At 55.3% G+C, this 18,331-nt stretch carries 19 protein-coding genes; 5 read left to right on the forward strand and 14 right to left on the reverse strand.

Annotated features, from left to right (window positions below; all coding sequences use genetic code 11):
• The first annotated feature begins 266 nt into the window (after positions 1-266).
• Both WBY09_RS07905 and WBY09_RS07910 read left to right on the forward strand, forming a co-directional pair.
• A complete protein-coding gene (locus tag WBY09_RS07905) occupies positions 267-944 on the forward strand; it encodes a GntR family transcriptional regulator (protein WP_008891290.1) in 678 nt (225 codons plus the stop codon).
• A 62-nt stretch (positions 945-1,006) separates the two neighbouring features.
• The gene (locus WBY09_RS07910) at positions 1,007-1,747 is read left to right on the forward strand and encodes a TlyA family RNA methyltransferase (protein ID WP_197145273.1); all 741 of its coding nucleotides are present in this window, start codon (positions 1,007-1,009) and stop codon (positions 1,745-1,747) included.
• A 34-nt stretch (positions 1,748-1,781) separates the two neighbouring features.
• Here WBY09_RS07910 and WBY09_RS07915 read toward each other — a convergent pair whose 3' ends face one another.
• The 3 genes from WBY09_RS07915 to WBY09_RS07925 form a co-directional block, all read right to left on the reverse strand.
• Positions 1,782-2,210: a GlcG/HbpS family heme-binding protein gene (locus tag WBY09_RS07915; RefSeq protein ID WP_008891292.1), complete on the reverse strand. Its 429-nt coding sequence runs from the start codon at positions 2,208-2,210 to the stop codon at positions 1,782-1,784.
• 129 nt (positions 2,211-2,339) lie between these two features.
• Positions 2,340-2,816, reverse strand: coding sequence for a DUF2269 family protein (locus tag WBY09_RS07920; RefSeq protein ID WP_336232429.1), 477 nt, complete (start codon positions 2,814-2,816; stop codon positions 2,340-2,342).
• Positions 2,817-2,856: 40 nt separating this feature from the next.
• A complete protein-coding gene (locus WBY09_RS07925; RefSeq protein WP_197145271.1) occupies positions 2,857-3,474 on the reverse strand; it encodes a TetR/AcrR family transcriptional regulator in 618 nt (205 codons plus the stop codon).
• Between the two features lie 116 nt (positions 3,475-3,590).
• Between WBY09_RS07925 and WBY09_RS07930 the strand changes: the two genes are divergently transcribed.
• Positions 3,591-4,256 carry a hypothetical protein gene (locus WBY09_RS07930; RefSeq protein WP_197145270.1) on the forward strand — a complete coding sequence of 222 codons (666 nt, stop codon included), beginning with the start codon at positions 3,591-3,593 and terminating at the stop codon, positions 4,254-4,256.
• 30 nt (positions 4,257-4,286) lie between these two features.
• Here the strand turns inward: WBY09_RS07930 and WBY09_RS07935 are convergent, their stop codons facing one another.
• The 4 genes from WBY09_RS07935 to fabI form a co-directional block, all read right to left on the reverse strand.
• Complete coding sequence (locus WBY09_RS07935; RefSeq protein WP_197145269.1) at positions 4,287-4,901, reverse strand: dioxygenase family protein; 615 nt, start codon at positions 4,899-4,901, stop codon at positions 4,287-4,289.
• Positions 4,902-5,082: 181 nt separating this feature from the next.
• Positions 5,083-6,384 carry a hypothetical protein gene (locus WBY09_RS07940; RefSeq protein ID WP_336232430.1) on the reverse strand — a complete coding sequence of 434 codons (1,302 nt, stop codon included), beginning with the start codon at positions 6,382-6,384 and terminating at the stop codon, positions 5,083-5,085.
• Between the two features lie 60 nt (positions 6,385-6,444).
• Complete coding sequence (gene aroC / locus WBY09_RS07945) at positions 6,445-7,548, reverse strand: chorismate synthase (protein ID WP_197145267.1); 1,104 nt, start codon at positions 7,546-7,548, stop codon at positions 6,445-6,447.
• A gap of 83 nt (positions 7,549-7,631) precedes the next feature.
• Positions 7,632-8,462 (reverse strand): enoyl-ACP reductase FabI, encoded by an 831-nt coding sequence (gene fabI / locus WBY09_RS07950; protein WP_008891298.1) that lies wholly within the window; start codon positions 8,460-8,462, stop codon positions 7,632-7,634.
• Positions 8,463-8,664: 202 nt separating this feature from the next.
• Here fabI and WBY09_RS07955 point away from each other — a divergent pair, with 202 nt between their 5' ends.
• Complete coding sequence (locus tag WBY09_RS07955) at positions 8,665-10,023, forward strand: YihY family inner membrane protein (protein ID WP_197145266.1); 1,359 nt, start codon at positions 8,665-8,667, stop codon at positions 10,021-10,023.
• A gap of 81 nt (positions 10,024-10,104) precedes the next feature.
• Here the strand turns inward: WBY09_RS07955 and WBY09_RS07960 are convergent, their stop codons facing one another.
• From WBY09_RS07960 to WBY09_RS07990, 7 genes are all read right to left on the reverse strand, one after another.
• Positions 10,105-10,773 carry a tetratricopeptide repeat protein gene (locus WBY09_RS07960; RefSeq protein WP_336232432.1) on the reverse strand — a complete coding sequence of 223 codons (669 nt, stop codon included), beginning with the start codon at positions 10,771-10,773 and terminating at the stop codon, positions 10,105-10,107.
• Entirely contained in the window at positions 10,770-11,579 is an 810-nt protein-coding gene (locus tag WBY09_RS07965; RefSeq protein ID WP_336232433.1) for an SDR family NAD(P)-dependent oxidoreductase, read from the reverse strand. Before WBY09_RS07965 ends, WBY09_RS07960 begins: the two co-directional genes overlap by 4 nt.
• The gene (locus WBY09_RS07970; RefSeq protein WP_336232434.1) at positions 11,551-13,587 is read right to left on the reverse strand and encodes an AMP-binding protein; all 2,037 of its coding nucleotides are present in this window, start codon (positions 13,585-13,587) and stop codon (positions 11,551-11,553) included. The genes WBY09_RS07965 and WBY09_RS07970 overlap by 29 nt, the downstream gene beginning before the upstream one ends.
• Positions 13,588-13,595: 8 nt before the next feature.
• A complete protein-coding gene (locus WBY09_RS07975; RefSeq protein WP_336232435.1) occupies positions 13,596-14,294 on the reverse strand; it encodes a thermostable hemolysin in 699 nt (232 codons plus the stop codon).
• A gap of 101 nt (positions 14,295-14,395) precedes the next feature.
• Positions 14,396-15,736, reverse strand: coding sequence for a mechanosensitive ion channel family protein (locus tag WBY09_RS07980; protein ID WP_336232436.1), 1,341 nt, complete (start codon positions 15,734-15,736; stop codon positions 14,396-14,398).
• 171 nt (positions 15,737-15,907) lie between these two features.
• Positions 15,908-16,837, reverse strand: coding sequence for a J domain-containing protein (locus WBY09_RS07985; protein WP_336232438.1), 930 nt, complete (start codon positions 16,835-16,837; stop codon positions 15,908-15,910).
• A 216-nt stretch (positions 16,838-17,053) separates the two neighbouring features.
• A complete protein-coding gene (locus WBY09_RS07990; RefSeq protein WP_008891306.1) occupies positions 17,054-17,530 on the reverse strand; it encodes an RT0821/Lpp0805 family surface protein in 477 nt (158 codons plus the stop codon).
• A 146-nt stretch (positions 17,531-17,676) separates the two neighbouring features.
• Here WBY09_RS07990 and pdxH point away from each other — a divergent pair, with 146 nt between their 5' ends.
• Complete coding sequence (pdxH, locus tag WBY09_RS07995; RefSeq protein ID WP_008891307.1) at positions 17,677-18,297, forward strand: pyridoxamine 5'-phosphate oxidase; 621 nt, start codon at positions 17,677-17,679, stop codon at positions 18,295-18,297.
• The last annotated feature ends 34 nt before the right edge of the window (positions 18,298-18,331 follow it).

The following is an 18,331-nucleotide window of genomic DNA, read 5'->3' on the forward strand; positions in this document are numbered from 1 at the left end:
GCGCGTCTTATTATTGATGCGGTTTTCGCATTGGAAGAAAGCGTTACAGATTTCTGGCATGCTGTCCACGCAATTTTGTATACCAGAACGTCATTTTGCAGTGCCACAAATCCGCGCCCTAGTATTTGCCGGGGGATTTAGGAAAACCGGGCCTGAACTTTTGCGATGCAGCAGGAAATCATCGCAAAGCAGCATCGAAAAGGCTTTGATTGGTACCAGAATATGTGTTCTGGTATACCAGTAAGTGACGAAAAACGAGGTCCCACATGTCGCAAAACGGAAAGCTTGCCACCGATCTGGTCCAGAAACTTGAACGCGATATCGTGACCGGTGTGCTCAAGCCTGGCGACAAACTTGACGAGCGTTCGTTAAGCGAACGGTTCGGTGTTTCACGTACGCCGGTGCGTGAAGCGCTTCAGACGCTTGCCGGTTCGGGACTGGTTGCGACCATGCCACGCCGCGGCACTATTGTTGCCTCGATCACGGTTGCCGAACTGATTGAAATGTTCGAAGTCATGGCCGAACTTGAAGCCATGTGCGCACGCCTCGCCGCACGACGCATGCCGCGTGTCGATATCGAAAACCTGATTGCGCTGTCCGAAGAGTGCAACGGGCTTAAGGACCATGCTGATGCGGACGCCTATTACGAGGCCAATGTGCGCTTCCACGAGGCGATCTATGCCGGATGCCGCAACAGTTTCCTTGAACGTCAGACCAAGAATGTGCGCAACCGACTGGCACCTTATCGTCGCCTGCAATTGCACCGTCCGGGGCGTGTCAAGAAATCCAACAATGAACATGCCGATATCCTCAGTGCCATTTCCAATGGCGAGGCCGAGACTGCCGGCAAACTGATGCAGCAGCATGTGGCGGTTCAGGGTGAGTCGCTTAATGATCTGCTGGCGATTGTGCCGCGCGGATACCTCGAACCGCTGGCCAGCTGATTCCGGTTTAAAAGCGACACCAAATGCGTGACCTTTTTGGGCGGGTGCGTTAAAACGCGCTCATGGCAAAGAAACGTTTGGATCAGTTGCTTGTGGAACGTGGATTGGTGGAAAGCCGGTCCAAGGCGCAGGCTTTCATTATGGCAGGCAATGTCTTTAGTGGCGAGCAACGGCTTGATAAGCCGGGCATGCCGTGCAAGGAAGACATTTCCATTACGCTGCGCGGGCAGCCCCATCCGTGGGTGTCACGCGGCGGGCTCAAGCTTGAAAAAGGGTTGGCCGAGTTCGAGATCGACGTGACCGGGTTTATCGCGGTTGATGTCGGCGCCTCCACCGGCGGCTTTACCGATGTTCTGCTTCAGAACGGGGCGGTCAAGGTTTATGCCGTCGATGTCGGGCAGGGGCAGCTGGACTGGAAGCTGCGCAATGATGAGCGCGTTGTGGTCATGGAAAAGACCAATGCGCGCCACCTGACCGAAGAACAGATCCCTGATGCCATTGATATCGTTGTTTGCGATGCCAGCTTTATCGGGCTTCGTACCGTGCTTCCGGCCAGTATGGAGCGGGTCAAGGCGGGCGGTTATCTGATTGCGCTGATCAAGCCGCAATTTGAAGTCGGCAAGGAACGAGTTGGCAAAAAGGGGGTCGTTCGCGAACCTGAACTGCATCAGGAAGTCTGCGATACCATTTCCGACTGGCTGGCAAATCTTCCGGGCTGGGAAGTGCTTGGCATCACCAAAAGCCCGATCACTGGCCCCGAAGGCAATGTTGAATTCCTGATTTGCGGGCGGAAAACGGCCTGATCAACAGGCCCGATTTCCACCCGTCCTCATCAGATTACTTGCCGATTTTCTTCATGAAGAAATCAATACCGGCCTGGGCGCAGTCCTGATCCTGCGGCGGGGTGCCGGAACTGACGCCGATACCACCGACGCATTCACCATCAACGAACACTGGCAGGCCACCCGCAACAATCGACAGACGGCCGCCGATTTCCGAATCAATACCATAGGCCGGTTTGCCTGGCTGGGCAGCGGCGGCATATTCATGCGTACCCTTGCGTGCGCCCGATGCGGTAAAGGATTTGTCCTGTGCGATGGTGGTGCTGGTGACCTTGCCGCCATCCATGCGCTCAAACGCGATCAGCACACCGGATTCGTCGGTAATCGCGATGCACATCGGCACCCCGATTTCATTGGCACGGTTGCGCGCGCCTTCGATCAGGATATAGGCATCCTCAATGGACAGGCGTTTGATGGTCAGCATTGGACTTCTCCCGGGACGTTTTCTTTGATGCAATTAACTGGCGGCATCTTAGGGCCTGCGCCAAAAGGCGATCAATCAGATAAAACGGCTTTCCGTATGGTGGAAGGCGCAGCATGTTGCGCCCACCACTTAGAAGTCGGGGCGCATGATCATCAGGTAAAGGGCGCCCAGCGGAAACAGGATGGCAATCCGCCCGACCATGTTCCAAAGCCGGCGGCACTTCTCATAGCTTGCGGGCATTGCGGTTTCACCGTTTGCCACGGTCTGGGCCGCGATCTTTGACATATAGATCTGAAGCGGGAGCAAGCCCACCAACCACAGCATTGCTGCCATGCCAAACAGACCAATGCCATAGATCAGATAGGGTGCCTCTGAAAGCGCGATGCCGGTCGCATGAAAAAGCCCGATGCCACCAATCACGATCAGGGCCGAACCAAGCGCGGTAAAGGCAAGATCGGTGACGTTGATCAGGCGACAGGCAAAGGCGATGACGACCGGGTTATTGGTCCGGTCTGCCTGTATTTTCCAGACGGCGGATACGATGATGTTGCCCAAAAACAGGATGGCGCCAATGACGTGTATGAGTTTGACGGTTGCGTATTCCATCTGATTTTCCGGTTGGTAACAGGCGGCTGCCCGTTAAGGTTTAAGGGGCTTTGTCGGTGTTGACCGGCATGGTCAAATCTTCGGCCAGAAGGCCCAGGACAAAACTTGAAAGATCCTGATCAGCGGGCGGCACGATCATGCCATCAATCACCAGCATGGCGATGCCGTGGGCGCGGCTCCAAGCGGCGAGTGCCCGGTTATAGGCACTGGCGGCCTCGGCCAGGGTCATTTCGGCCTTGCGATCAACCGATGTGACGGCGCGTTGCAAGACGTCAAAGGCGTTATCGGCGGCATCGCGCAGTTCCGGATATTGATCGAGTGGCGGGCGTTCGCGGCCAAAGATCAGACGGAAATGCTGCGGGTTTTCGACCGCGAACTGAACATAGGCAGCCCCCAGCGCCATGATGCGTTCTTCGTGATTGGGGTGACTTTCCGCAGCGCTTTCAAGTTGTTCGGCGAACCTTTCAAAGGCAGCAATCGCAACTGCCGCCAAAATGCCATCCTTGCCGTCAAAATGGCGATAGGGGGCGGCTTCCGACACACCGGTCAGCCGCGCCAGACGGCGTAGCGACAAACCAGCCGGGCCTTCGTTCGTCAGGATGTTTTCAGCTTGTTGCAGGAGGACATTCCGGACATCACCGTGGTGATACTTTCCCATTTGCACGTAACTCGTTTTTCTTATGTTAACTTTGTTAACATTATCCGTCGCGCCAAGTTTGTGCAACCCCATTTCGATCTTTCAGATCGACGAAGACTGAATTCGGAGATACGGTTTTGCGTGCATCAGGTTTATATATGCTCGCGACACGAGAATCTAAAAAAGGTGTTAGTAAGGTGATTGGTGAGACTCGCAAAGAAAAGCGAAGGTTCTGGATTTTCTTCTTCGTTGCATTGGTAATTACCGTGGCGGGAGGAAAGCTATGGAAGCTTGCAACTTATGAAGTGCCACAAGGCCTTGCTTCGGATGAATTCAACAAGCGTTGTATTGCTAACCTAGACGACCTTTCTGTACTTGTTACTGATCCCCAGATTGCGCCTTACCTTGTTTCTCAGGAGCGAATAGACGCAGCGTTTCCAGAGAGCGAAGCCAGTATTTGGCAGTATGAGCACAAGGATTACAATAGTGTGGACGTATTGTTGACCTTGGTGGAAAACAAAACTTGCGTGGTTTCAATGACCGACCAAAGCTTAGATGTAACGAAATCAGCTTTGGCGAGCACGCTTGTTGGAAGAACTAAACAGATCGATCTTCCACCCGACAGACCAGGTATGGTTTCGTACATATTGTTTGATGAATCGGGCGCTATTCGGCGTGCGCTAGTAATTGTCGGCCCAACAGGCCATGAGGATTTGGAATTTGGTATCGCTTTGATCAAACCAGAAAATAATCGCCTCCCTGATGGCAGCAGTTTGGATGATTACCCGATTGTAAAACCATAAATCTCGGTTAGGGATACCCGTGACCAGGCATCAGCCCAGAACGAAATCAAACCGGCCGATTTCGCCGTCACTTGCCGGATGCATGTTCATCAGAAGCGCGCTGTCAAACAGGTGATCAAGCTCGTTAAGCGGTTCATCCGGGAAATAAAGCTGGGTGGTCAGGGTTCGGCCATTGGGCGGGGTGATCTTGACGTGGTAGTGCGGGGTGCGTCCGGCATATTCGGCCGGGCGGATGGTATCGAAGTAATAGCGTCCCTGGCCGTCAGTGCGCTGATAGCCGCGCATGTTAAAGCCCTGATTGTCATAACGGCCATCTGAGTCCGCATGCCACAGATCGACAATCGCATTGGCAATCGGCGTGCAGGCCGAGTTCAGCACATAGCCTAGCAGGGTCACCGGCGTGCCGTTGCCAAGCGTTCGGAAGTTGCGTTTCTCCGGTGGATTTTTGCTATAGAACGGGCCTTCGGTCATGGCGCGTGTCGGTCCGATATCCTCCCCACAGGTAGGGGTCGCAAGCAGGGTCTTTTCACTGGCAGCGGAGACCGGTGACAGAATGGAATTGCCGATAAGTGCCGAGCCTGCGGCAAACCAGCCCTTAAGCGCAGACCTGCGCGACAGACGGGATAAGTCCAGATCGATGGTCATTGGTTTTGCCTTTTCCCAACCGCGTTTGGGGTTCGTTTTTTTGTTATGAAAGTTAGATGTGGTCACCCAGCAGAACTACAAGATGGCGTGCAGCAAAAATTACTTCGATCAGCAAAAAAAAATGCGCCACCCGTTATCGGATGGCGCGAGGGGAGTCTGGCGCTTATGGTTTAAAGGCTTATCAGGATTGTTCTTTTTCCGGGGCCGCCGGGTGAGCCGTATCGGTCGTGGACGGAGTATCTGCAGGTTGGGTTGGTGTCTTGTCTTCATCTGAGTCTGACTGCGAACTTGCAGGCTCAGCTTGTGTTGTGTCGGATTGAGTTGCGTTTTCTGATTTGTCCGTCGTTTCGGCGGAGGTGGCATCGGTTGACGCCGCTTGGCTTTCCGGCGATGCGGTTGTTTGGGGCGCGTCCGACGCTTGCGTGCCGTCGGAAGAGGGTTGTGGCACCGGGGCGGTGGCGGCATCGCCTGCCTCGGACTTTGGCTGTTCTTGATCCTGAGGCTGATCGTTTACCTGTGCCGCATTTGACGTATCAGACGCCGCAGGGGCGTCTGGCGTCGTGGTCTCGGTTGGTGCGGCTTTGGCGGTTTCGTCGGGGGCCTTGTTGTCCGGATCAGTTTTGGTATCGTTGGTTGCCTTGGTGTCCGTGGTATCCGTTGCCGGAGGCTTCGTCCCCGCGCCCGAGTCCGATGGAGAAGCGGCTTTGTCCTTGTCGTCGATCTGGTCCCCGGATTTTGCCTTGGGATCTGTATCGCCTGTGCTTGCCGGTTGATCCTTTTCCGACGTTGGGTCGGGCTGGCTGCCGTCAGGCTTTGGCGTCTCGGCGGGTGCCGGTGTCAGGTCAACCGTTGGGGCGGCTGGCATCTTCTGATCTTCGGGCCGGTCGGGGCGGATCAGGAATTTGTTTGATAGCGTGTCCTTGCCGATCAGAAGTGGTTGATCCAGAGGACCCATTTCCAGAAGGCCGATTTCGACATCACGGATAACGCCACCCAGCTTGATGCGGGTTTTGATCACAGGGGCGTGCACGGGCGGGGTGCTGGCACCTGTTTGAACATCGCGAAAGCCCGCAACGGGCAATGTCAGCTTCCAGACAATGGTGCGCGACTTAAGGCTGCTGTCGGCGGCAGGCGGGGCCTTGATGGTCAGGGAGAAAGATACCGATCCGCTGGCCGTTGCATCGGACGCGTCATCGCTGTTGCTATCGGAACCGCCGGTATCGTCCTTGTCATCGCCGTCATCATCGACAGTGAGGTCGCTGACGAACAGGCAGGTTTGCGGTGCCGCGCCGAGGATCATGGACGGCAGCCCTGAAATCCCCCAGTCGGGCAGGGCGACGGCTTCGTCCGCAAATAGGACGATGCGATTTTTGAGCTGCGCGTCACTGCCAACCGTTCCGCTGGGAGCCGGTTTTTTGTTGGACGCAGCAAGTTGGATCAGGGTTTTGAGCAATATCGGGTTCATGCCACTTAGACGCGGCATGAAACCAGTTGTGATGCGATATTCGCCCGTTCCGATTGCGTCGGAAAACTGGCCCGAAAACTAGCTTGGAAAATGCTTGTTGCTGTTCCAGCCTTCGCACTGTGCGCGGTGGCGCAAAAGGTGGTCGGCAAGGGTGATTGCAGCCATCGCTTCGCCCACCGGAACGCCGCGGATACCAACACACGGATCATGGCGACCCTTGGTGACGACATCGACTTCCTTGCCATAGATATCAAGGCTTTTGCGCGGGGTCAGGATCGAGCTGGTCGGTTTGACGGCAAAGCGCACGACAACGTCCTGACCTGATGAAATTCCGCCGAGAATCCCCCCGGCATGGTTGGAGCCAAAGACGGGCTTGCCATCTTCGCCCAGACGCATTTCATCGGCATTTTCGATACCGGTCAGTTCGGCGGCTTCAAAGCCGTTGCCGATTTCAACGCCCTTGACGGCATTGATCGTCATCATCGCCTTGGCCAGATCGGCATCAAGCTTGTCATAAACCGGATCACCAAGACCAACCGGAACACCGGAACAGACGACTTCGATCACTGCACCAACAGATGATCCATCCTTGCGCAGGCCATCAAGATATTCCTCGAACACCGGAACGGCTTCGGGGTCGGGGCAGAAGAACGGGTTGTTATCAACCTCGGCCCAGTCCCAGTTCGCACGATTGATTTCCTTGGTGCCCATTTTGACCAGGGCCGCACGGATTTTGATGTCATCACCCAGCACCTTGCGGGCAATTGCACCGGCGGCGACCCGCATGGCGGTTTCGCGGGCCGACGAACGGCCGCCGCCGCGGTAATCGCGGGTGCCGTATTTTTCCCAATAGGTGTAATCGGCATGGCCCGGGCGGAACTGGTTTTTAATCTCGCCATAATCCTTGGAACGCTGATCGACGTTTTCGATCAGAAGACCAATCGGGGTGCCGGTGGTTTTGCCTTCGAACACGCCCGAAAGGATTTTGACCTGATCAGGTTCGCGGCGCTGGGTGGTAAAGCGCGACTGACCGGGTTTGCGTTTTTCGAGGTGATTCTGAATATCGGACTCGGTAAGTTCAAGCAGGGGCGGCACACCATCAACGACACAGCCAATGGCCGGGCCGTGGCTTTCGCCAAAGGTGGTGAAGCGGAAAAGTGTTCCAAAACTGTTGCCAGCCATAACCGATTATCCAGAATTCAAATATGTTAGAGACAAAACGGGCCGCCCATCAGGGCAGCCCGCAAAATCGTATCAGGCCCAGATCAGGATTTCTGGACAGTGATGTCAGGTGCGTCTGCCTGTTTCATGCCCACGGTGTGGTAACCGCAATCGACATGATGGGTTTCGCCCGTAACACCGGTCGAAAGATCCGATAGGAAGTACAGACCAGATCCGCCAACATCATCAAGCGTGACGTTACGGCGCATCGGCGAGTTGTATTCGTTCCATTTCAGGATATAGCGGAAATCGCCAATCCCTGATGCAGCAAGGGTCTTCATCGGGCCCGCCGAAATGGCGTTAACGCGAATGCGATCCGGGCCAAGGTCATTGGCAAGGTATTTGACGCTGGCTTCAAGGGCCGCCTTGGCAACGCCCATGACGTTGTAATGCGGCATGACCTTTTCCGCGCCGTAATAGGAGAGCGTTAGAAGCGAACCGCCATCGGTCATCAGTTTTTCCGCGCGCTGTGCGATCGCGGTAAAGGAATAGACCGAGATGTTCATTGAAAGCGCAAAGTTTTCCGGCGAGGTGTCGACATAGCGACCACGCAGTTCGTTCTTGTCGGAGAAACCGATGGCATGCACGACAAAGTCAAGCTTGCCCCATTTTTCCTTAAGCGTCTCGAACACGGCATCCATGCTGGCCGCATCGGTCACGTCACATGGCAGAACGATGTTGCTGCCAACAGACTCTGCGAGCGGGCGCACACGTTTTTCAAGGGCTTCACCCTGGAAGGTAAAGGCCACTTCGGCACCGGCCGCAGCAGCCGCACGTGCAATGCCCCAGGCAATCGATTTATCGTTGGCGACACCCATAATCAGGCCGCGTTTACCGGCCATAAGGCCCGAAATATTGTCGGTGGACAGGCTCATATTTCCTCTCGTTCCCACGATCTCTCTCTGGCAGGTAGAGGCATTCAAGAAAAGCCGCGACCGGCCCAGAAGGCATTAGACATTCGGCGCATCCTACACAAAGCGCGGCCAAGGTCAATCTGACCTGTCATAACGTGTGCAGGCACGCTATCTTGTTGATCAGGTGCAGTATAACCGGAAAATGCGTGGGGATAAGCGTTTAATGGCCGAAATTCAGAAATTGCTCGCTGATCGAACTGCGTTCTGGCGCTATGCCGCTATGCGTTTTGTTTATGACAAATCCATACAACGTGCCGCCGGTTTGTCCTATACGACACTTTTGGCGATGGTGCCGTTTCTGGCCATCGCACTGACGGTTTTGTCGGCCTTTCCGGTTTTTGATGAGTTCAAGGACACGATCATGACCGTGGTCCTGAACAATTTCCTGCCGGAAACCGGCGCGCAGGTTACAGACTATCTTGGCAGTTTCCTGCAAAATACCGGACAGATGACGGCGATTGGCACAATCGTGCTCGGCCTGACGGCGGTGATGTTGCTGAGCGCCATCGAAGGGGCGATGAACGATGTTTTCCGCGTTACCAGCCCTCGGAAACTTCTGGCGCGGCTGGTGGTGTTCTGGACGCTTTTGACGGTTGGGCCAATGTTGCTGGGGCTTAGCCTTTCGCTGGCGTCTTATTTCTTTGCCATGCGCCATCTGGTTGGTGGGGACGCGCTTGGCGAGCAGATCGGACAACTGACGTTTATTGCACCGTTTGTTCTTTCGGCGGTGGCGTTTTCATTGCTGTTTATCGGCATGCCGAACCGCTCGGTCGTGATTATTGATGGTGTGGTTGGTGGCGTTGTGGCCGCCGTTTTGTTCGAAACCCTGAAAAAGGGGTTTGCGTATTATGTCACGACGTTTCCGACCTATCAGACGATCTATGGTGCGGTTGCGATTGTGCCGATCTTTTTGTTGTGGATGTATCTGACCTGGATCGTGATCCTTTTGGGGGCACAGGTGGCAGCGGGTCGGTCCGAATGGCGTGCGGCACGGGCGGCGGGCATCATTCCCGATCCGCGCGGTGCGGTGCCCGGGCATATGGAACGGATTATCGCGGTGCTGCGCGTTCTGGAATATCTGCAAAATCGTTTCCACGAGGCCGCCAAGCCGCCGACCTACCGCAGGATGATGCGCGACGTCAAACTGGGTGGGCGTGATCTGAACTGGGCGTTGGCAGCATTGCGACGCGAAAAGCTGATTGATCGTTCCGAAAATCATCGCTGGCTGCTTTCGGGGGATCTGTCGCGGGTTTCGTTGATGGATCTGATGAGCCGCCTTGGCCTGTTTCTGGACTACGACCGGTTGCTGGTTGTGCAGACCGATAGCGGCTGGCCGATTGCCATGCGCGAACGCCTGATCGCACTGGAAGAAAAACGCAAAACGGTTCTGGATGTGAAGGTGGGTGATCTCCTCGATACCCCGCGGCCCGAAGACAAAATCCCCGAGCAGAAAAAGAAAGAACCGGATCAGGACAAGCCAGACGATATCAATCAAAAAGACATGACCGACATCATGAACTGATGGCTGTTTCGCGGGATACAGAAAAAAGGCCGGGAAGGATAATCTTCCCGGCCTTTTTGATGTGTTGATGATCGGTACGGTTTATCGGGAGGCCATTTGGTTGAGCGCAAGAGAAATTTCGGCCCGACGGCCAGCATCGGCAAGCGGACGATCCGGGCGGTCCGGGGCATCAAGCGCCTTTTGGAAATAGATCCGCGCTTCGTCATAGCGTTCCTGTTGGCGCAGGAAATCGCCATAGAAGAAGTTCGGATCAATGCCGTTCGGGTTGAGCGCAAGCGCCTTTTTGAGGTTTTCCTCGGCCTTGGCGTCGCTGCCAAAGGCCAGCGGCCATGGCGGCACCTGATAGTAAAGCGAGCCGAGCGAAGTATAGGCCGAGCCATCCATCGCGGTCGGTGCGGTGGCAATCACATTTTCAAAAAGTTCGCGGGCGTCGCGCACTTTGCCAAGGGCCGAGATACCGCGCACAATTCCGGCATCGGTTGACAGAATGATGCCCTGCCAGATTTGCAGTTCCGGGCTGTCGGGGAAATCTGCACGCAGCTTTTCGCCATCGGCTTCGAGTTTGTGAATGGCATCAAGTTGGGCATCTTCATCGGTGATTTCGTATTTGATGTGTGCCCATTCATGTTGCAGGTGGCTGACAGCCTTCATCACCGCCGGGTTTGCGGTTTGCGCCTGTGAGGTTGCCGGCAAAACTAGAAGAAGACCAACCGCAAGGGCCGATAAGGTGATCATGTTTTTGCGTTTCATGCGATGTTCCTCTGTGCGTCACTTTCTGATCCGGTGCCATTGATGATCAGGGCTGGTTTCGCGTTGGCCTTGTCAGTTGCCAGTATCTCTTCGCCAATTTGGGTGTTTTTGCGCAGGCCCTTGTCGATCATTGCGGGCACAAGCGCATTGAGGGTGGCAAACAGCCGTTCCGGCCAGCCAAGGCGAAAATCACTGGCGTTAAGTTCAATTGCGCTGGCAATGCGAAGCGCGACATCCCGCGGGCGATCTTCGGTGGCTTTGGTCTTGCGATTAAGCATGCCGAGCTTGCCGCTATTCATACCGGTATTGACAGCACGCGGTGCGATGTGGGTGACAGTAATGGCCGTGTTGCAAAGTTCCCGACGCAGGGCGTCGCTATATCCCTTAAGCCCGGATTTGGCCGCAGCATAACCGGTCATGTGCGGTAACGGGATCAACCCAACCATCGAGCCGATATTGACGATCTGGCCATGATTGCGGGTGCGCATGGCGGGCAGGGCCGCCTGACACAGCCGCATCGGCACCAAAAGGTTGAGTGTCAGAAGGGCATCGTAATCCTGATCTTCGGCATGGCCGAAATCATTGATCCCGGCAAGGTTGATCAGGATGTCAGGCGTATGTTCGCGAAGCGCCTTGCAGGTCGTATCGATGCGTTCCATCAGATCGCCTTCGGATGCCCGGTCATAAGACCGGACATTCGCACCGCGTTCTTTCAGGATTTCCACAAGGGGTTTTCCAATCCCGCCGGTTGCACCGGTGAGAAAGATGTCTTTTCCCTCAAGCAACATTTTTCCGTTGTCCTTCATGCGGGATCGCTGCGAACAGGTTGGCAAACAGACGGAAGGTGTTGTTGGCAACTTCGATGATCGCGGCCTGATCGTTCGGATCGGTGATTTGGTTGACGGTTTTCTCGAAGAATTTCATGTGTTCGATATCAAGCGAACCGTGCGAGAACAGATAGCTGAATGCCGATTTTGGAAGATCCAGACCGCTCATGACGGCATCCGCGCCCTGACTTGCGATCTGGGTTGACGTGCTTTCTAGCATGAAGACCATGCCAAGGAAGCCGACCGGGTTCTTGCGCGCGATATAGTCGTAGTTATAGGCGACCATCACCTGGGTTTCGAGGTTGGGCGTTGCGTTGCGTGCAGCTTCGCGGTCACCACCGGCGGCCTCGATATCATTGAGGATCCATTCTTCGTGGCCTTCTTCCTCTTCGAGATATTCAATCACCGCCTTGTGCAGCCAGCGTTTGTCATCGGGCAGGCGCGATCCCATCGCCATCAGGAACGGAACGGTATGTTTGACGTGGTGATAGGCCTCGGTCAGGTAGGCGACATAGGTGGAGCGGGAAATACTGCCCGAAAGTCCGTCGACAAGCTGCGGGACGTGATAAAGCGCTGCGCGGGCATCAGCGGTTTGGGCAACAAGACGATCATAAAAATTCATGGGGAGCTCTGAAGTGTTTTGTGAGGAGATATATTGTTTGACGATCACATCACGCTTGGGCCGACCATTTCCGGTCAGGCAGCCGTTCTGTGCGGTGAAGGGCGCACAAAGCGTGAAATGTTTGATTTGGGCATAGTCGGGCAGGCTGGTATTTGCGGCCTGAATGGCGGCAGGGATGTCGGCATCAGTGCTGCTTGGTACGATGAGGGCTTCAAGATGGGCTTGGTCGTCGCCAAAAACGATTGCCTGATAAATGGCGGATTGGGCCAGCAAGGCGGCCTCGGGCCATTCGGGTGATATGTTGCGCCCGTTTGAAGTGATCAGGACGTTTTTGCGCCGTCCGGTAACGGACACAAAGCCGTCGTCTGAAATCCGGCCAAGGTCACCGGTGGCGAAGCGTTCCGAGAGGGATGCGTTTGCCGGGGACGGATCACCGACATAGCCAAGGAACCCCGGATTGCGAATGACGATTTCATCATCGGCGATTTCAGCGCTGACATGCGGCAACAGCGTGCCCGCCGTGCCCGGTTTGTCCTTGCCCGGAACGTTCAACGACAGCACCGATGCGCACTCAGAAAGGCCATATCCTTCGTAAACCGGAAGTCCGATCTGACGGGCCTTGGCAATCAGCGCGGGATCAATCCGCGCGCCGCCAACGGCAATGAAATCAAGTTTGGTCAGCAGGCCATACTGCATGACCTGCATCATCAGGGCGCGCAGCAGTTCCGGCACCAGAATGACCGAGGTGGCATCAGCCCCCCTGAGCAAGCCATGCAGGTTTTCGTACTGCGCCTCAAAGTTCCGCAAGGACGTCAGATGCACGGTGCAACCGGCGAGAAGTCCTGCATAGACGCCAGCAACATTTTCCAGCAAGACGGCAAGGGGTAGGGCGGAAAAATGCGTACCGGCAAATCCGTCGCCCAGCATCTGATAGATCGAGCTTGCGACATTCATCATGGCGGTTGCAGGCAGGCAGACACCTTTGGGGGTGCCGGTGGTGCCGGATGTGAAGGTGATTTTTGCAGTTTTTGCCGGGATGGTCGCGGATTTGGCAAGACCGGTTTGCACCATGCCATCTGGTGTGATCATGTGAGTGATGCCAGCTGTTGCGGCCGCGTGATCAATCTGTGCTTTGGTAAAGAAGGGCGGGATCGGAACACAGACGGTTTCAGATTTGAGTGCCGCCAAGTCCCAAAGGACCCAGTCGATACCGTTATCAAGCGCAATGCCAAGAACATCGACATCGGCAAGGTCTTTGGCGTGGTCATCAATGCGCCGGATCAGCTCGCCATAGGTGATCTGATCGGTCTGGCTTTTAAGGGCGATTTTGTCGGCCGGGTGTTGGCCAATGCGTGAAAACAGCATGATCAGATTCAGACCTCGCCATTATGTTGGAGACGGGGATAAAGGCGCGGGCGCATGTGGCTGTACTCAGCGCCAAAAAGTGATTGCAGGCGCAGATATCCCAAAGTGACCGAGCCCGAGAGAACATGCGGGCGCGTGTCGTAATACCGACCCCAATGGGTGTTGCCGCATTCAAGCAGGGCCGGGTCGGCGAGCGCATGACGCACCGGGGCCAACCCCATTTTCTGGAACCGTTTTTCAAGACTTGCGGTGCCGGTTACGACCGCCTGTTTGAAGCCGCTATGATGCAAATAAGCCGAAAGGGCGGTGAACAGGAAGGATGATGCGCCTGATCCATTTGATGCCAGATTGCCGATTTCAGCAATCTCGTGGCGGGGAAAACCCAGAACCGAATTGATCGGCCGACGGAGATACTGTTCGAGAAACAGCGGTCCATGCCCGGCGGAGCGAAAACCAAGGGCGGCAACGATATCGCCATGATCATCGCGTACACTCATCAGTGTGTCGTAATGAACCGAAATTTCTGCCTCATAGGTGCGGGCATAGATGCCAGAAATGAAATCCTCGACCTCGGCACGTTCACGCGCCGTATTGGTCAGGATTGAAATGGCGCAAGCATGCGTCGGCACGCGGGACAGAAACCCGTTCTTCTGCAAACGAAGTCTGGCCGAGGGATTGCCGTTTTCGTTGTAATTAAGCTGCAGCATTCAGTGGACGCCTTTTGATACGTGAATAACGCATTCTGGCGTCGCAACCTGACAGCAAGCTGAAGAGCTGAAATCAACTTAAATCGAGGTGTTGGGCAGGGTCAGGATCGTTTGGAGGAGGGGCTTTGTGTCATTTCCACGCGGATTGGTTCATCGCTGCTGCGCAGGTGCAAATCGCGCTGCGGGAACGGGATTTCGATATTGTGTTCGATGAAGGCATCCCAGACATTGAGCAAGACTTCGCTGATGATATTGCCGCGTCCGTTTTGCGGGTCGTTGATCCAGAAACGGATTTCAAGATCGACCGAGTTATCCCCAAAACCGCGCATCAGGGTATTGGGCCCTGGATTGTCCTGCACGCGTGCGCATTTTGCCGCTGCCTCGTTACACAGCTTGATCGCAAGGTGTGGATCGCAGTTATAGGAAATGCCGACCGGTACCTTCAGGCGCAGCTTGACGTCCGAGTGGCTCCAGTTTTCGACCTGATTGGTGATCAGGTCTTCGTTCGGGATCAGGAATTCCGTGCCATCGCGGGTTCGAACCGCAGTATAGCGCGCGCCCAGTGACTGAATCCAGCCAAAGGTATCGCCAATCGCAATGACATCGCCGGGCTTGATCGAGCGGTCAAGCAACAGGATCACGCCGCTGATCAGGTTGGCGAAAATGCGTTGCAGACCAAAGCCGATCCCGACACCAACCGCACCACCAAATACGGCGAGTGCCGTCAGATCAACCCCCATGGTCGACAGCGCAAACAAAACGGCGATCGACAGCAAGACAAGCTTGAGAAGCTTTGCCATCAGGACCTGAACCGAGGGGGTCAGGTGATGGACCTTGCGGATGCGTTGTTCAAACAGGCGCGAGGCAAAGGATGCCACCCACAGCAAAACCGCAAGCGAGAGAACGGCTTTGATGATGCCATAGATCGAAATACGGAACTCGCCGAATTCAATCGCATGCCCGTCAAGGATTGCGATACCTGGTTCCAGCCATCCGACAATATTGAGTGCCGCCAAAGTCCAGGCGGCGGTGGCAATGGTGCGTGACCAGACAGGATCATTGACAATGGCGGCGGCCAGACGAATGACAATCCATGCATTCAGAAGACTTGCCACCAACCGAATGATGTTATGGCGATAGCCAGCCTGAATGGCGATGGCATCAAGCAGCCAGATGGCAATGACAAAAATCAGCGGAAAGGCAAGACTGGGCAGTACCAGCGCAAAGCGTCGAAACCCGGCATAGGGTAAAAGCGGCTTCCAGTCCTGCAAGCGCGCGAGAAGCGACGCCAGACGACCACGCAGCAAAAAGGCCGGGATGGTGGCAAGCAGGCAGGCAGCAATCTGGATCAGGATCGGGACCAGCAGGACATTTGCAGAGATCCAGGCGATTGCCTGTTCAAGCCATTGCAAATAGATGTCCGGATTGCTGAGCTGTTCCATATTGCCCCTGATGATCGGTTTCGTTCTTTGCGACAAAGCCCATTAAAACAATATGGTAACACGGAACGGGATTAACAGGCACCTTTCAACGCGGGCTCTTTTGCGTGGCCTGATCCCGGGTACCAACGGGCCAAGAAAAAAGCCGGCGAATGCCGGCTTTGGATTATTGGGTCAACGCGCCTTGTAGGGGTGCTTTTCAGACCAGTCCTTGATGAACTGGACCAATTCATCATCGCGTTCTTCGGGCAGCTTGACCGTCAGGTGAACATATTGATCACCGCGTTTGTTGCCCCGGTCATAGGGGGCACCCTTGCCGCGCAGGCGCAGTTTGGTGCCGCTGTTGGCGTTGGCGGGCAGCTTCATATTGACCTTGCCATCGACAATCGGCACTTCGATCGAGCCACCCAGAATGGCCTCAGGCAGGCTGATTGCCAGATCACAATGCAGGTCATTGCCCTCGCGCCGGAAGGTTTTATCCGGATGGACATGCAGCTTGATCAACGCGTCACCGGCCTCGCCACCATTCATGCCCGCCATGCCCTGGCCTTTAAGACGGAGCGTCTGTTCGTTTTCGCTTCCGGGTGGAATGCGGACCTCAAGGCTTTTGCCGCTGGCAAGATTGATACGCTTGGTCGTGCCAAGGATGGCCTCGGCGAAATCAAGGCTCAGCTCATAGGAGATGTTCGGGCCTTTGACCTTTCTGGGTTTGCGTTCCCCGCCAAAGCCACCGAAACCGCCGCCGCCAGAACGTGCGCGCCCCTTGCCGAAAATTTCGTCAAAGATGTCCTCGGCATTGGCACCGGAAAAGCCGCCGAACGGATCACCGCCGCCAAAGCCGCCACCGGCATGTCCGCCGCCACGGGCAAACGGGCTGGTTTCGCGACCATCGGCGTCGATTTCACCATTGTCGAATTTCTTGCGGCGCTCCGCATCACCGAGAAGGTGATAGGCGCTCGATACCTTTTTGAAGCGTTCTTCGATTTTGGCATCGCCCGGATTGACATCGGGGTGAAGTTCACGCGCCAGTTTGCGATAGGCCTTTTTGATTTCTTCCTGACTGGCGTTTTTGGCAACGCCAAGTGTCTTGTAGGGATCCTGCATTTACTGACCGGTTCCAGAAACTAAAAGCACGTTATGTGATTTGCACGTTGTGTTCATTATTAGATCATGCGTCGCAAAAGATGAACCATTTTGCCGCATCTGATCCGAAACAATGAGATTAAGGTGGGTTTGTCGCCCGAACCGATGACCAGATATGAAAAGGCGGCGCAGATCGCAAGGACCGCACCGCCTGTCATTTCAGATTTTTAGCAAGGCTTAGTTTACAACTTTCCAGCTGCCATCCGGCTGACGGCAAGCGGTGCCATAAGCCGTTTCTTCCTGACCACCGATCATCACCGTCTGCTGGTATTCGCGGCAATATTCCTGGGTTTTCGGTTCCTGATAGGTGCGGGTCGGGGTCACCGTACCCTGAACACCGGTATCGGGGTTGTTCCAAGTGGTGGTTTGACCTGTCGGGGTGGCTTCCAGCGTGCGCTGGGTGCTTTTTGCCATGATGGCGCGGTCGGCATTGTCAAGCGACTTGCCGACTTCGCTGCCGATAAAGGCACCGGCAAGCGTACCAAGTGCAACACCGACAAGCTGGCCACTGCCCTTGCCGAACTGTGCGCCTGCGACGGCACCACCGACGGCACCAAGAAGTGTGCCGGCCGTTTGCTTCTGACCCTGATCCTGGGCGCAGCCAGCGATAAAGGCGGTCATGACCACCGGGATAACGATCTGACGGAATTTCATGTTTAATTTGCCCATCTTGTCTTTACAGTCCCAACCGATATTCTTTGGGTATATATATTGATCCAACGTTGTTGCTACCACCGTAGTTCCGAAATATGTCGTCCTGACGGCAACAAATTTAATCAGCCAAAGGAAATCCTTTCGCAATGAACGAGAAAAATGCGCCAAAAATTGGGCATGAACCCCACGATGCCCCGTTCGACATGTTCGAAACCTGGTTTGCGGATGCAAAAAAGGTCGAGACTGCCTATCCGGATGCGATGACGCTTGCGACTGCCGATGCACAAGGTCGCCCGTCGGCGCGCATTGTGCTGCTTAAGGGTTTTGATCCGCGCGGATTTGTTTTCTATACCAACTATGAAAGCCGCAAGGGCGACCAGTTGGCCGAGAACGGTTTTGCTGCCCTTTGTTTCCACTGGAAGACACTTGAAAAGTGCGTGCGCATCGAGGGCAAAGTTGCCAAGGTCGATGCGGCCGAGTCAGATGAATATTTTGCATCCCGCCCGCGTGGCAGCCAGTTGGGGGCCTGGGCGTCCATTCAGTCGCGCCCGATGAGTGGCCGGTTTGATCTGGAAAAACGGGTGGCGGAATTCACCGCCAAATTTGGTCTTGGCAAAGTACCGCGCCCGGAACATTGGGGCGGTTATCGCCTTGTGCCGGATCGGATCGAGTTCTGGGCAGAGGGCAAATTCCGCCTGCATGACCGCAAGCTGTTTACCCGCGATGACGCCGATAGCGGCTGGGATACGCAAAAGCTGTTTCCGTAAGGACAGCGACAGACTCCAAAACGCAAAAAACGCA

The sequence above is a fragment of the Thalassospira sp. CH_XMU1458 genome (assembly GCF_037027205.1).
GTDB classification, from domain to species: domain Bacteria; phylum Pseudomonadota; class Alphaproteobacteria; order Rhodospirillales; family Thalassospiraceae; genus Thalassospira; species Thalassospira tepidiphila.